The 14,218-nt window shown below is 60.3% G+C and carries 14 protein-coding genes; 5 read left to right on the plus strand and 9 right to left on the minus strand.

The annotated features are described in order from the left end of the window. Position 1 precedes the first annotated feature (1 nt). The 4 genes from lpxK to ACA053_RS21020 all read right to left on the minus strand — a co-directional run bounded on the left by lpxK (position 2) and on the right by ACA053_RS21020 (position 4,408). On the minus strand, positions 2-1,012 hold the full coding sequence (gene lpxK / locus ACA053_RS21005) for a tetraacyldisaccharide 4'-kinase (RefSeq protein WP_497312982.1): 1,011 nt from the start codon (positions 1,010-1,012) through the stop codon (positions 2-4). Beyond that, positions 1,012-1,443: a flagellar polar localization protein PocB gene (gene pocB, locus ACA053_RS21010; RefSeq protein WP_497393593.1), complete on the minus strand. Its 432-nt coding sequence runs from the start codon at positions 1,441-1,443 to the stop codon at positions 1,012-1,014. The genes lpxK and pocB overlap by 1 nt, the downstream gene beginning before the upstream one ends. Continuing rightward, entirely contained in the window at positions 1,440-2,075 is a 636-nt protein-coding gene (gene pocA, locus ACA053_RS21015) for a flagellar polar localization protein PocA (RefSeq protein ID WP_162556235.1), read from the minus strand. The genes pocB and pocA overlap by 4 nt, the downstream gene beginning before the upstream one ends. A 98-nt stretch (positions 2,076-2,173) precedes the next feature. Further along, on the minus strand, positions 2,174-4,408 hold the full coding sequence (locus ACA053_RS21020) for a DNA internalization-related competence protein ComEC/Rec2 (protein ID WP_497393594.1): 2,235 nt from the start codon (positions 4,406-4,408) through the stop codon (positions 2,174-2,176). A gap of 135 nt (positions 4,409-4,543) precedes the next feature. On the opposite strand from ACA053_RS21020, the gene ACA053_RS21025 reads away from it, so the two are divergent. Further along, positions 4,544-5,062 carry a DUF2062 domain-containing protein gene (locus tag ACA053_RS21025; protein WP_497393595.1) on the plus strand — a complete coding sequence of 173 codons (519 nt, stop codon included), beginning with the start codon at positions 4,544-4,546 and terminating at the stop codon, positions 5,060-5,062. Between the two features lie 71 nt (positions 5,063-5,133). Here ACA053_RS21025 and ACA053_RS21030 read toward each other — a convergent pair whose 3' ends face one another. The 4 genes from ACA053_RS21030 to ACA053_RS21045 all read right to left on the minus strand — a co-directional run bounded on the left by ACA053_RS21030 (position 5,134) and on the right by ACA053_RS21045 (position 8,302). Next, positions 5,134-5,913, minus strand: coding sequence for an ABC transporter permease (locus tag ACA053_RS21030; protein WP_010461900.1), 780 nt, complete (start codon positions 5,911-5,913; stop codon positions 5,134-5,136). Beyond that, complete coding sequence (locus ACA053_RS21035) at positions 5,910-6,842, minus strand: ABC transporter ATP-binding protein (RefSeq protein ID WP_109633878.1); 933 nt, start codon at positions 6,840-6,842, stop codon at positions 5,910-5,912. The genes ACA053_RS21030 and ACA053_RS21035 overlap by 4 nt, the downstream gene beginning before the upstream one ends. A 133-nt stretch (positions 6,843-6,975) precedes the next feature. Continuing rightward, entirely contained in the window at positions 6,976-7,599 is a 624-nt protein-coding gene (locus ACA053_RS21040) for a glutathione S-transferase family protein (RefSeq protein WP_497312989.1), read from the minus strand. A 43-nt stretch (positions 7,600-7,642) separates the two neighbouring features. Then, complete coding sequence (locus tag ACA053_RS21045) at positions 7,643-8,302, minus strand: transglutaminase-like domain-containing protein (RefSeq protein ID WP_497312991.1); 660 nt, start codon at positions 8,300-8,302, stop codon at positions 7,643-7,645. A 248-nt stretch (positions 8,303-8,550) separates the two neighbouring features. Here ACA053_RS21045 and ACA053_RS21050 point away from each other — a divergent pair, with 248 nt between their 5' ends. Together ACA053_RS21050 and ACA053_RS21055 are read left to right on the plus strand one after the other, a co-directional pair. Then, positions 8,551-10,998 (plus strand): acyl-CoA dehydrogenase, encoded by a 2,448-nt coding sequence (locus ACA053_RS21050; RefSeq protein WP_497393596.1) that lies wholly within the window; start codon positions 8,551-8,553, stop codon positions 10,996-10,998. A gap of 65 nt (positions 10,999-11,063) precedes the next feature. Further along, complete coding sequence (locus ACA053_RS21055) at positions 11,064-11,471, plus strand: PA2817 family protein (RefSeq protein ID WP_010461909.1); 408 nt, start codon at positions 11,064-11,066, stop codon at positions 11,469-11,471. 176 nt (positions 11,472-11,647) lie between these two features. Here the strand turns inward: ACA053_RS21055 and ACA053_RS21060 are convergent, their stop codons facing one another. Next, positions 11,648-12,637 (minus strand): LysR family transcriptional regulator, encoded by a 990-nt coding sequence (locus ACA053_RS21060; RefSeq protein ID WP_094471193.1) that lies wholly within the window; start codon positions 12,635-12,637, stop codon positions 11,648-11,650. A 90-nt stretch (positions 12,638-12,727) separates the two neighbouring features. On the opposite strand from ACA053_RS21060, the gene ACA053_RS21065 reads away from it, so the two are divergent. Both ACA053_RS21065 and ACA053_RS21070 read left to right on the plus strand, forming a co-directional pair. Next, the gene (locus ACA053_RS21065) at positions 12,728-13,354 is read left to right on the plus strand and encodes an alanyl-tRNA editing protein (protein WP_497393597.1); all 627 of its coding nucleotides are present in this window, start codon (positions 12,728-12,730) and stop codon (positions 13,352-13,354) included. Positions 13,355-13,447: 93 nt separating this feature from the next. Next, complete coding sequence (locus ACA053_RS21070) at positions 13,448-14,218, plus strand: 2OG-Fe(II)-dependent halogenase WelO5 family protein (RefSeq protein WP_109633888.1); 771 nt, start codon at positions 13,448-13,450, stop codon at positions 14,216-14,218.

Consider the following 14,218-nt stretch of genomic DNA (forward strand, 5'->3'; position numbering starts at 1 on the left):
GTTAAGGCAAAAGACGAGCCGGCAACAGGCGCATCAGCTGCGTATCGAACCAGGCCACGAAGGCCGGCGATGGCGCAGCATCGACCGCCAGGTACCACCAATCGGCGGCGGCGAAGGCACGGCACTTCACCGCGTCCTTTTCGGTCATCACCAACGGCAATGACGGTGTGAAATTCAAGGCCTGCACGCTGTATTCGGCGTGGTCGGCAAACGCATGCGGCACTGGCTTCCAGTGTAGCGTTTCGAGGGTCGTGAAGAAACGCTGCGGATTGCCGATCCCGGCCACGGCGTGCAACGCCTGGCCTGCGGGGAAGTGGTCGAGGGGACGACGTTCATCGCTTTGCAGGTTGATCAGTTCGGTGGGTTGCAACTGGAAGGCAAAACCGTCTTCGCGATCATTGGTGGCGCCGTTGTACAGCACCGCGTCGACGCTTTGCAGGCGTTCGATCGGTTCACGCAAGGGGCCGGCCGGCAGGCAGCGTTTGTTGCCCAGGCCTCGGGCGGCATCGATCAGCACCAGCTCCAGGTCTCGGGCCAGCCGGTAATGCTGCATGCCGTCATCGGACAGGATGAGGTCCAGCGGCTCGCTCGCCAGCAGCGCTTTGACGGCGCTGCTGCGATCCGGGTCGATCATCAGCGGCACGCCGGTGCGCTGGACGATCAATAGCGGTTCGTCGCCAGCAATGTCGGCGCTCTGATCCGGCTCGACGCGCCACGGTAATTGCGGCGGTTTGGCGCCGTAACCCCGGCTGACCACGCCGACCCGCAAGCCGCTGCGCTGGCAGTGCTGGATCATCCACAGGATCAGCGGTGTCTTGCCGGTGCCGCCGACGGTGATGTTGCCGACCACGATCAGCGGCACAGGTGGCTGGTAGATCTCGCCCTCGCCCGCCAGAAAGCGCTTGCGCTTGTTCATGACCACGCGCCGATACAGCCACTCCAGTGGCTGCAACAGCTTCAGGGCCGGATGACCTTGGTACCACGCGGCGAGCAAGCGATCAGACATGGCCATCAGGGCGCGGGCGGTGCCGCTTCGACCGTGGTCATGCGCAAGTGGCTGAAACCCAGCTTGCCAGCGGCGTCCATGGCGGTGATGACCGACTGATGCTGGGTCTTGCCATCAGCGCTGATAGACAGCGGCAAATTGGTGTCGCCATTGGATTCTTTCTGTAACGCGTCCATCAACGTGGCCAGGTCGTTCTTCGGCAATACCTGATTGTTCACCGAGAACGCGCCTTCGGCACTGATGGCAACGTCCAGGTGTTTGATCTGCTGGTCTTCTGCGGGAGAACCGCTGACCGCTTCTGGCAGATCGACGCGCAACTGGGTTTCACGGGTAAACGTAGTGGTGACCACGAAAAACAGCAGCAGGATAAACACCACGTCGATCAGCGACGCGAGGTTGATGTCTACCGTTTCCCGCGGTTTGCGGCGGAATTTCACGCTTTGCCCTCGGCCAGGTCCACATCACGGTCGCCCTGCACCACTTCGACCAGTTTGATCGCTTCCTGCTCCATGCCCACCACCAGCTCATCGATCCGGCGTTGCAGGAATCGGTGAAAAAACACTGCCGGGATACCGACCATCAGGCCGGCGGCCGTGGTGATCAGCGCCTTGGAGATACCGCCCGCCAACACCGCGGCATTGGTGCCCATGCCCGTGCCCATGAACGCGCTGAAAATATCGATCATGCCCAGCACCGTACCCAGCAAGCCCAACAACGGGGCCATCGCGGCGATGGTGCCCAGCGCATTGATGTAGCGCTCGAGTTCATGAATCACCCGCGCGGCGGCTTCTTCGATGCACTCTTTCATGATCTCGCGACCATGCTTGGAGTTGGCAAGGCCCGCCGCCAGGATTTCGCCCAACGGTGAGTTGGCGCGCAGCTCCTTGAGTTTTTCTTTATTGAGCTGCTTGTCCTTGATCCACACCCAGACCTGCCCGAGCAAATGCTCCGGGGTCACACGGCTGGCTCGCAGGGTCCAGAGACGCTCGGCGACAATCGCCATGGCCGCGATGGAACTCAAAATGATCGGCAGCATCATCCAGCCGCCGGATTTGACCAATTCCCACACAGTGACAGTCCCCTCGAAAAAGTGCGCCACTCTAACATAGGGGCCGGATGCACCGAAGACTGTGATGTCGCATCCGGTCGGGCTTTCATAACTTGCGGTTATGGGCCGGACAGTGGCGGATCACGCCAGAAATGCCGTTCCAGACGCATCGTCCATGGCGGCTTGAACCGTCCCAGTTGCAGACGAATGGCGCCATGCGCGGCGCTGTCGTAGATCGCCATCCCGCGCTTTTGATAACGCGCCATGACCGTGGGATGCGGGTGACCAAAGGAATTGCCCTGGCCGCGGGAAATCAGTACAGCCGTGGGTTGCAACGCGGTGAGCAGCGCCATCGAAGAGGAACTGCGGCTGCCGTGGTGCGGCGATTGCAGCCAATCGGTCGGCACGGCGAGCGGACTGTCGAGCAACGCCCGTTCGGCAGCGGTGTCGATGTCGCCGGTCAACAGCAATCGCTCGCCATTGGCTTCGATCTGCAAAACACAGGATTTTTGATTGCTGTCGTGGGCGGATGTCCATTGCCAGAGCTGGAAGTTCACACCGTCCCAGTTCCATCGCCGGCCGCTTTCACAGCCCTCGGCGTGCAATTCGGCTGGCAGCGCTTCGGGATCGCCGCTCAGGACCCGCGCCACCGGCAATCCGTAGGCGACCGCGCGTGCACCGCCGGCATGATCGGCGTCAGCGTGACTGATGAGCATCAGGTCGATCCCGGCCACGCCCAGTTTGCGCAATGTCGGCAGGACCACTCGCTCTCCAAGGTCGAAATCTCCGAAACGCGGCCCGGTGTCATACAGCAATGTGTGATGGCGGGTGCGCACGAGAATGGCCAGGCCCTGGCCGACGTCCAGTTGCCAGACGTCCGCGACGCCTTCGGCAAGCATCGGGCGAGGTGGAAAAGCCAGCAACAACAGCAGCGGCCAACCCAATGGGCGCAACGGCACACCGCTGGGCAGTAATAGAAGAAAGGCCCCCAACATGCCGAGCGCCCAAATCCACACCGGCACCGCGACCGGGACCCAGGCGGGCAATCGTCCGGCCATCAATGCCAGCCCCTTGAACAAAAGGTCGACCAGACCGCCCGCCAGCCACAGCAATCCCTCGCCCACATAAGGCAGCGGCAATAACAACGTCCCGAACAAGGCTGGCGGCAATACCACCAGACTGACCCAGGGCACCGCCAGCAAATTGGCCACCGGCCCGCTGACGCTGATCGGCAACCCGAGGATCAATAGCAACGGGCATAGTCCGATCGCAATCAGCCATTGCGCCCGGGTCCAGGTTTGCCACCAGCGCCAGGGGCCCAGCCGCCCACCAAAGGTGAAGATCAACACCGCCACCGCCGCGAAGGACAACCAGAACCCCGGCTGCAGGCTCGCCAGCGGGTCGAGCACTAAAACGCCGTTGAGCGCCAGCAACAGCGGCCACCAGACGCCGAGGTGACGAAAACGCAGCCGCCACAACAGCACCAGACCGATCATCACGCAGGCCCGCCGCACCGGCACCTCGAAACCGGCCAGCAACCCGTAACCCAGCGCGGCAACAAACGCCAGTCCGCAGGCCCATGGCAACCAGGGCAAACGGCTCGGCCACAGACCATAGCGGGCCAGCCCGGCGATCAGCAGATACACCAGCCCCGCCAGCAGCCCGATGTGCTGCCCGGAAATCACCAATAGATGCACGGTGCCGGTGTCTTGCAGCACCTGCCAATCCTCTCGGCTCAGCCCGCCGCCGTCGCCCAATACCAAGGCTGTCAGCGCCCCCGTCCGGCCTTGGGCATCGACGGCTTGCAAGCGTTGGCGAATGCTGTCGCGCCAGGCCCATTGGGCGGAGGCAAGCCGCTGGCCATCCTTGACCGTCCCGGTAGCACCGATGCGTTGCGCCAGCAGCCAGGCGTCGTAATCAAAGGCATATGGGTTGAGCAGCCCGGCCGGTCGCTTCAATTTGACCGCCAGTCGCCAGCGTTCGCCGCTGTTGACGAGCGGTCCGTCATACCAGGCAAGACGCAGATGCCGGGGCAGCCGCGTGCTTCGGGACTGACTGTCGGTCAGCTCGAAGCGCACCACACCTTCGGCATTCTGCGGCAGGCCTGTCACCCGACCTTCAACCCAGCGAGTCTCGCCATCGAGATTCAGCGGCAGGCGATCATCCAGCGCCCACTGCGCACTCGCACACGCCCAACTGAAGCCGAACAGGAAGAACGCCAACGGGTAAGTCCGAAACGGCAGCAGCATCAAACCCACAACCGGCAGCAACATCCATAACCAGACCGGCGGTAAAACCGGTAAAAACCGCAGGGCCAGCAGACCCAACGCCAGCGCCATCATCCCTGTGCGCATACGCCCGTCCTTGAGAGTCCCACCCTAGGCATAGCTGCCCGAACGCACATGCACGGTTATTAATTGTCACAAAGTCTGAATGGGCGGTTCATGGAATCCAGACATACTTGCCGCCTTAACCGACCGAGAAGCCTTATGCCCCGGCGCTTATTCAAACGTTACATGCCAGACCCGACCAGCATCAGGGAACACAAATCCTTACGCTTTCTCGGCACCCTGCTGCATGACCCGAACCTCTGGCACCTCAACCGTCATTCCGTCGCACGGGCCATGGCGGTGGGTCTGTTCGCGGCTTTCCTGCCCATTCCGTTGCAGATGCTGGTCGCGGCCATTCTGGCAATTGTGGTGCGGGGCAACATGCCCATTGCCGTCAGCCTGGTCTGGCTGACCAATCCGATCACCATGCCTGCAGTGTTCTTCTGCACTTATCAGACTGGGGCGTGGTTGATGGATGTGCCAGCCAGGCATTTGCCGGACGAGCTGACCTGGGAGTGGATCAGCGGCGAGCTGTCTACTCTGTGGCAGCCATTTCTGTTGGGATCGGTGGTGACGGGTCTGGTGCTGGGCGCCCTCGCCTATTGCCTGGTGATGTTGTATTGGCGCTGGTGGGTTGGGCGGCAGTGGAAGCGGCGTAAGCAACGCCGGATGCAGTAGATGCAAAACGGCCTCCATTTTTGGAGGCCGTTTTTTTGTGGTGTCTGGGCTGATGCCTTCGCGGTCTTACTTTATGTACGCATCCCGCGCCCACTGACCAGCAGCCGTGCGCAACCGATGTACAAAACCACGGTCGCCACCAGCATGAAGGTAATCGCCACGCTGATCCTGATGTCCGAAACGCCAAGAATGCCGTAGCGGAAGGCGTTGACCATGTGCAGCACCGGGTTCGCCAGGGACACGGTCTGCCAGAACGGCGGCAGCAAGCTGATCGAGTAGAACACCCCGCCCAGGTACGTCAGCGGTGTTAGCACGAAAGTCGGGATGATCGAGATGTCATCGAAGTTGCGTGCAAACACGGCGTTGATGAAGCCCAGCAGCGAGAAGATCGTCGCCGTCAGCACCACCACCAGAATGGTCACGCCCAGGTGATGCACCTGCAACTCGGTGAAGAACAGTGACAGCAGGGTCACGATGAGCCCGACCATCAAGCCGCGCAGCACGCCGCCCAAGGTGTAACCGATCAAAATCGTATGGGGTGACACCGGCGACACCATCAATTCCTCGATGGAACGCTGGAACTTGCTGCCGAAGAAACTCGACACCACGTTGCCGTAGGAGTTGGTGATCACCGACATCATGATCAGGCCCGGCACGATGTATTCCATATAGGTGAAGCCACCCATGTCACCGATCTGCCGGCCGATCAGGTTACCGAAGATCACGAAGTACAGGACCATGGTGATTGCCGGCGGCAGCAGGGTCTGCGGCCAGATCCGGGTAAAGCGCTTCACCTCGCGGTAAACGATAGTGTTGAGGGCAACGAGGTTGGGTTGCAGCTCGGAACTCATACCGCCACCTTCGACAGATTTTTCTCCACCAGGGACACGAACAACTCCTCAAGGCGATTGGTTTTGTTACGCAGGCTCAGCACTTCGATGTTCTGCTGCGCCAACTGGGTGAACAGCGCGGTGATGCCCATGGCCTTGTCGACCTGAACTTCGAGGGTGTGGCTGTCGAGCAGCTTGGTCGGGTAACCGAGCAACTGCGGCGCAACGCTCAGCGTGTTCTTGAGGTCGAGCAGAAAGGTTTCCACATGCAGCTGGCCGAGCAGCTGTTTCATGCTGGTGTTCTCGACAATGGTGCCGTGGTCGATGATCCCGATGTTGCGGCACAACTGCTCAGCCTCTTCCAGGTAGTGGGTGGTGAGGATGATGGTGATGCCTTTCTGGTTCAGCTCGGTGAGGAAGGTCCACATCGAGCGACGCAGTTCGATATCAACACCCGCGGTCGGTTCGTCGAGGATCAGCAAGCGCGGTTCGTGAACCAGTGCGCGGGCGATCATCAAGCGCCGCTTCATGCCGCCGGACAGCGAACGCGACGGCACATCGCGCTTGTCCCACAGCCCGAGCTGGGTCAGATACTGTTCGGCGCGCTCCTTGGCGATCTTCGGCGGGATGCCGTAGTAACCGGCCTGGGTCACGACGATGTCGAAGGTTTTTTCGAACTGGTTGAAGTTGAATTCCTGGGGCACCACGCCGATGGAGCGCTTGAGCTGCGCAGGATTCTTGTCCAGGTCGTGACCGAAGATATTCACGGTGCCGCTGGTCTTGTTCACCAGGGTCGAGAGAATGCCGATGGTCGTGGATTTGCCGGCACCGTTAGGGCCGAGCAAGGCGAAAAAGTCACCTTCGGCGACGTCCAGATCGATACCACTCAAGGCCTGGAAACCGTTGCCGTAGGTTTTGGTTAACTGCCGGATGGACAGAGCGGAACTCATATCGGATTTACGCACCAAGAAGGGAAGAAAGGGATAACTATGGGCGGGCGGCGAGCAATACAACCGCGGCGCACGAGCGCAATGGTGCTTGTCGCCGCCACACAAGTACAGTCAAGTGTGTCGATAGTGAGTATTAAGTCAACGCGGTCATAACGGCTTTTTTATACGCCGGACGCTGTTTCAGTCGTGCGTACCAGGCTTCAAGATGAGGGTGCGGCGCACGCTCGATCGGCATCTCGAACCAGGCATAAATGAAACTGCCGAGAGGGATGTCGCCCATGCCGATTTCGTCGCCGGACAGGTACGGCTTGGCCGCCAATGCCTGGTCGGCCATCACCAGCAGGTCATCGCATTCCTTGATCGCGGCATTGATGGCGGGCCAGTCCTGCTTGTCTTCCGGTGTGCGCAACACGCCCCAGAACACGGTGCGGAACGGGCCGGCAAAACTTGAGGTGGTCCAGTCCATCCACTTGTCAGCAGCAGCGCGGGCTTTCAAATCCACCGGATACCAGGCCGTGCCATCGGCGTGGCTGGCCATCAGGTAACGCACGATCGCGTTCGATTCCCAGAGCACGAAGCCGTCGTCTTCGATCACCGGCACGCGGCCGTTTGGATTCATCGCCCGGTACTGCGGCGTATCGACCACACCAAAGGCGCCGCCCGCATCGATGGCTTCATAGGCCAGGCCCAGTTCCTCGGCGGCCCACAATGGCTTTCTGACATTCGACGAATTTTTCCGACCCCAGATCTTCAGCATGACCGCCTCTTTATGGATGAATGCGCAGGCAGCATACGCCGGATCAGGCGCGGCTCAAATCGCTCTGCATATCACCCAGCAACGCTGGCAGTGTGTCGCTGAAGAGATGTGGATAGCACTTTTCCAGGTGCTCGAAAAAGAACGTTTCAGGCACGTCGGTAAACTGGCCGTGATCGATCAGGTACTCCATCAGCTGCTCGCCGTCGCGGTTGAAGGGATGAAAAACGCTGTCGTTGATGCCGTCGAATTCCAGCGGCGCCACATTGAACAATTCACAGAGTTTCTGGTTGAAGGCCGGCGTCGCCTTGACCCAGCGACCGTTCAGATACAGCTCCGTATAGCCGTGCATGGCGAACACGTCGCTCCTCAGCAATTCGAGCAACCGCGGGGTCGACAGATGGTTGCGCACGTCCGCCAGACCGATGCGAGCCGGGATCCCGCAATGTCGCGCGGCACCGGCCAGAAGCGTGGCCTTGGGCACGCAATAACTTTCCCCGGCCGCCAAGGCATAACTGCCGCGCAACGTATCCGGGTCGCGACTGAACGTATAGGGGTTGTAGCGCACGGCCTCGCGCACGGCGTAATAGAGGTTGATCGCTTGCTCAAGCGGATCGCGACTGGCGCCCCGATGTTTTTCGGCGAACTCCACCACCGAGGGGTGGTCACTATCGATGAAGCGGCCGGGACTCAGATACTCGTGCATGAGAACAATCTCCTAGGGAAGCCACGAGTCTAGCGACACCCTCAGCACAGAGATAACGACGTTTCGGCCAAACATGGGCGCATAGCCGCGTAGGAACCGAACGATTTCCCGGGCGTGTTGCCAACCCAACCTACAAAACTCATCGGTGGTTTCCCACGAATTCAATCACCTCGCTCCGACCACCCTGTTTTGCGGATGCCGTCTAAGCTCTGAAGGTTGGTTTTGCCCTGGTTCACGGAGGATTAAATATGCTGCTGTTGTGGATACTGGTTCTGGTTATCGGGATAGCTTATCTAGCCCACCGTCGCGTCGCCCCCCTGCCTGCCCTGTGCATCGTCGCCGTCTATGTTGTCGCGATGGGTGCCTTCAGCCGCGCGCCAGGCTGGCTGCTGCTGGTGTTCTGGGTGTTGATCGCAGCCGTCGCGGCGCCGTTGTTGCTGCCCGATCTGCGTCGCAAATACTTCAGCGCGCCGCTGTTCAGCTGGTTCCAGAAAACCCTGCCGCCGATGTCGCAAACCGAACGCGATGCGATCGACGCCGGGACCGTATGGTGGGACGGCGAACTGTTCAGCGGCCGCCCGGACTGGAACAAGCTGCTTTCCTACCCGAAAGTGCAGCTGAGTGAAGAGGAACAGGCCTTTATCGACGGTCCGACCGAAGAACTCTGCGCCATGGTCACCGACTGGCAGATCGGGCAAGACATGGACCTGCCGCCCGAAGCCTGGACCCACATCAAGGAAAACGGCTTCTTTGCGCTGATCATTCCCAAGGAGTTCGGCGGCAAGGGCTTCTCGGCCTATGCCCACTCCCAGGTGGCGATGAAACTGGCGACCCGCAGTGGCGACCTCGCCTCCACCGTGATGGTCCCCAACTCGCTTGGCCCCGCCGAACTGCTGCTGCATTACGGCACCGACGAACAACGTAACCATTACCTGCCACGGCTGGCCCGTGGTGACGACATCCCGTGCTTCGCACTGACCGGTCCGCTGGCGGGCTCCGATGCCGGCGCCATGCCTGACACCGGGGTGATCTGCAAAGGTGAATGGGAAGGCAAGGAAACCCTCGGTCTGCGTCTGAACTGGGAAAAGCGTTACATCACGCTGGGCCCGGTGGCCACCCTCCTCGGCCTGGCCTTCAAGGCCTATGACCCGGACCATTTGCTCGGTGACAAGGAAGACCTGGGCATCAGCCTGGCGCTGATCCCGACCGACACCGCCGGTGTTGAAATCGGCCGCCGTCACCTGCCGCTGGGTGCCGCCTTCATGAATGGTCCGAACTCCGGCAAGGACGTCTTCGTGCCGCTGGACTTCCTCATCGGCGGCCAGGAAATGCTCGGCAAGGGCTGGATGATGCTGATGAACTGCCTGTCGGTCGGGCGTTCGATTTCCCTGCCGGCAGTCGGCACCGGCGCGGCCAAGTTCACCAGTCTGGTGACCGGTCAGTACGCGCAGGTGCGTGAACAATTCAACGTGCCACTGTCGGCGTTCGAAGGTATCCAGGAAGCCATGGCGCGCATCGGCGGCAATGCCTGGATGATGGACGCCGCCCGGATGCTCACCGCCAACGCGGTGGACCTGGGCGAGAAACCGTCAGTGCTGTCGGCGATTCTCAAGTACCACCTCACCGAACGCGGCCGCGAGTGCATCAGCCACGCCATGGACGTCCACGGCGGCAAGGCGATCATCATGGGGCCGAACAACTACCTCGGTCGCAGCTGGAACGGCGCGCCCATCTTCATCACCGTCGAAGGCGCGAACATTCTCTCTCGCAACCTGATGATCTTCGGTCAGGGCGCCATTCGCTGCCATCCGTTCGTGCTCAAGGAAATGGCCCTCGCCGGCCGTGAAGACAAGGATCAGGCACTCACCGAGTTCGATGGGCTGTTGCTCAAGCACATCGGTTTCGCTGTGAGCAACGCGGCCAGCACGCTGGTGCTGAACCTCGGCTTCGGGCACTTCGAACACGCGCCCGGGAACAAGCTCAGTCAGGGTTACTTCCGCGCGCTTAATCGTCAGGCCGCTGCGTTCGCCATGCTCGCCGACCTCAGCATGATGCTGCTGGGCGGTGAACTGAAACGTCGCGAACGTCTGTCGGCGCGTCTTGGGGATGTGCTCAGCAACATGTACCTCGCTTCCGCCGCGCTCAAGCGTTATCACGATCTCGATTCGCCGGAGCACATGGCGCCACTGTTTACCTGGGCCATGGAAGAAAGCCTTAGCCAGTCGGAACGTGCGCTGGATGAATTGCTGAGCAACTTCCCGAACAAGGTGCTGGGTTGCCTGTTACGGGTGATCGTGTTCCCGTTCGGCCGTCGTCACAAAGGCCCATCGGACAAACTCGGCGCCGAAGTCGCCGCAGTGATTGGCCGCGCCAAAGGCGATCCGACGCTCGAAGAACTGCTCGGCGGTTGCTATCGTCCGCAGTCGGCGGACGACGCGGTTGGTGCCCTGCAACATGCCTGCAACCTGTTGAACGCGGCGCAGCCGTTGCAGAAAAAACTGCACGTGGCACTCAAAAGCGGTCAGGTCAAACCGGCTGCCGGCGAACACGTCATCGATGCAGGGCTGGAGGCTGGCGTGTTGCAAGCGGTGGAAGCGCAGACCCTGCGTGAAGCCGAAACCGCGCGGCGCAAGGTGATCGACGTCGATGATTTCGACAAAGAGGAACTCACGCTGGCCGACGGAAAGGTCCGCTGATCCTGTAAAAAGGGGCGCGGGGGCTTTATACTCCCGCGCCCGTTTTGCTCTTGAGGACTTATCTCGTGTCCAACGTCGTTGCCGATCATCTTGTCTTGCTCGACCACCTGCGCAGCATCCTGGTCGCCGTAGGTGAGGCCGAACAGGTTCCCGAAGAAAGCCATGCCTTGTTCCTGGAGCGCTTCGACGAACTGCGTGCATTGCTGCCGGTCGACCCGATCGAAAGCCAGTACCTGGGCCAGGACATTCTCTGTCAGGTGATCACTCGCTACCCGCAAATTGCCCACCTGGTCCCGCGCGACCTGCTGTGGTACTTCGCCGGCGACTGCCTGCATTACATGCCCGATGATGAAATCGACTTGTACCAGGCACTGGAAGAGCGTCGTTTCGAAGCTGAACAGAACGATGAACCGTTCGACTGGAACCAGGAAAAACAGCTGCTGGCGATGTCGAACGACGAGCCGAAGCACTGATTCTCGGGCGGAAATGCTAAAGGCCCGCATGGTTATCCATGCGGGCCTTTTTTATGTGACATTGCTTATTTATATGGTGACTGGACGGCCGCCATCGCGAGCAGGCTCGCTCCCACAGTGGATCTGAGTCGTTCGCAAATCCAGTGTGGGAGCGGGCTTGCCCGCGAAGGCGTCAGTCAAAGCAACCCATCACTCTCAGGCAACTCATACTCCGCCGCGACCTTCCCCGCCTTCCCCGGCTTGCTCAGGGTCGGTTCCTTCTCCAGACACTCCACCAGATAATCAATAAACACCCGCAACTTCGGCGGCAAATAACGCGTCGGCGAATGCAGCAACCAGGCGCCGCCGTGGTAGGACGCAAGGAACGTCCAGTCCGGCAACACCTGCACGATCAACCCTTGCTCCAGCGCATAACGCGCGGTGAAGTACGGCAGGCTGCCAATCCCGATGTGCTGCAACACCGCGCCCAGTCGCACGCCCGTGTGATTCGCCGCATACCGGCCGCGGACACCGACCGTCACAGCCTTGCTGCCTTTCTTGAATTTCCAGCGCGCGTCGCTCGGGGTTTCACCCAAGTAGATGCAACTGTGGTTGAGCAAGTCATGGGGGTGCGTCGGCGTGCCATGTTCGGCCAGGTACTGCGGCGTAGCGCAGAGCAAATGGTCAATGGTCAGCAACTGCCGCCCGACCAGTCCAGCGGGTGGTCGATCGGTAATACGGATCGCCAGATCAACGTTGTCGTCGATCAGATCCACCTGCCGATCCTCCAGCAACAACTCCACATCCACTTTGGGGTAACGGCGCAGAAATTCCGGCATATGCGGGTGAATCACAAATCGACCGACCGCCTTCGGAACACTGACCCGCACCAATCCTTCCGCTTCATGGGTGAACTGCCCGCTGATTTCCATCACGGATTTGGCCGCGCTGACCATTTCCTGGCAGCGCTTGAACACCTCTTCGCCACCGTCGCTCAAGCGCAGTTTGCGTGTGGTTCGCTGCAGCAAACGCGTGGCCAGCGCCTTTTCCAGACGGGAGATGCTGCGACTCACCGCCGAAGGTGAAGACCCTAGCTGACGAGCCGCCTCGGAAAAGCTGCCGGTCTCGACAACCTTGACGAAGATCGCCATTTCACCGAGCAGAGGCAGTGGAAGATTTATGCTCACAGCGCAACAGTCCTTTGATGTTTGAACGGATTATCACGCAATTCCACGCTTCATATAATAAAAAAAGAAACTTTAATGAGGACATGGAATATGACGCTTCGCCTCTTTTTCCATAGTGATGACCTCAAGGCCAATGTGGAAGTCCTGGATTGCACGCCCCAGGAGAACGAGTTTGCCGTGGTGCTGCGCGCCACGCTGTTTCACCCCCAGGGTGGCGGTCAGCCTTGCGATACCGGCTGGATCGGCGAAAGCCAGGTCCTGCGCGTGATGCAGGACCCGGACCGGATCATTCATTTTGTCGACCAACCGGTGAAGCTTGGCATGACCCAGATTCGGGTTGACGAGCCACGTCGCCAGTTCAATTCGCGCATGCATTCGGCCGGGCACCTGATCGGCCATTTTGTCCAGGCGCTGGGCTGGATGCCGATCAAGGCCCATCACTGGCCGGGCGAAGGACGCGTGCAATTCAAACCGGCAGAGTCGGCAAAAGAGGTGGAGGCCGAGATGATTCAGCACGCCATCGAGCAATGGGTTGCCCAAGATTTGCCACGCCTGACGTCGATGCGCGAAGGCGCCCGGGAAATTGGTTTCGGTGAACTGCCCGCCTACGGCTGCGGCGGCACCCATGTACGTAGCCTGAAGGATTTGGGCACGGTCACGATCGCTTCCCTTTCACTGAAAAAGGGAACGCTGTCAGTCCACTACAGCGTGGATTGAGCATTTGGGCGATGGCGTCCCCGTCATCGCCTGACGCCCGGGGGAGCCTGCATTCGCGGGTTCTGTTGACTATCTGATAGATGGACCTAAGACATGATGCTTGACGTCGAGCGTCTCGATGAGACGTGCATAAAAAAACTGGCCAACGAAGAAGTCCTCGCCATCCGCGTCAAAGGCCTGTTGCCCCAGCCGCTGGCGATTCAGATTGGCGACAAGATTCTTGCCCCCGGCTTCGAAGGCTATATCAATGCACCGAGCATCGGTCGCATCGGCATGGCGTTTTATGAGGCGGAAAACCAGCCGTTGCTGATCGAAGATTATTTCGAGCATGCCTCGCGCAACATCACTGAGTTGCGCAACCGCTGCGCACCCTACTCGTCCCCGGTCGACACCCTGCGCTGCATGCTCGATGAGTCCTGGCCGGCGGGCGCGCATCTGGAAAATCTCTACGGTCGCAAGATGTATGTCGGGCTGTCCCGCGTGGTGAAACCGGGTGTGTGCTTCCTCGCCCATCACGACATTTTCGCCAAGGACGCCCCGGACAGTTACCAGGCCAGAAGTCTGGAAGCGCAGTTCGCCTGCAACGTTTACCTGAACATGCCGAGCGAGGGCGGCGCGCTGCAGATGTGGGACCACGACATTTCTCCGGATCAATTCGACGAAATGCGTGGCGACAGTTATGGCATCGACCCGGCCCTGCTCGGCACTCCGACCCTGGAGATTCGTCCTGAGCCGGGGGATTTCATCATGTTCAATTCGCGCTGCATGCACTCGGTGACGCCGGGCGTGGCGGATCCGCGGTTGAGCCTTTCGTTCTTTGTCGGCTATCGCGGCAATGCTTCACCCCTTACTTTCTGGAGTTGA

The sequence above is a fragment of the Pseudomonas sp. LBUM1672 genome, from assembly GCF_059695655.1.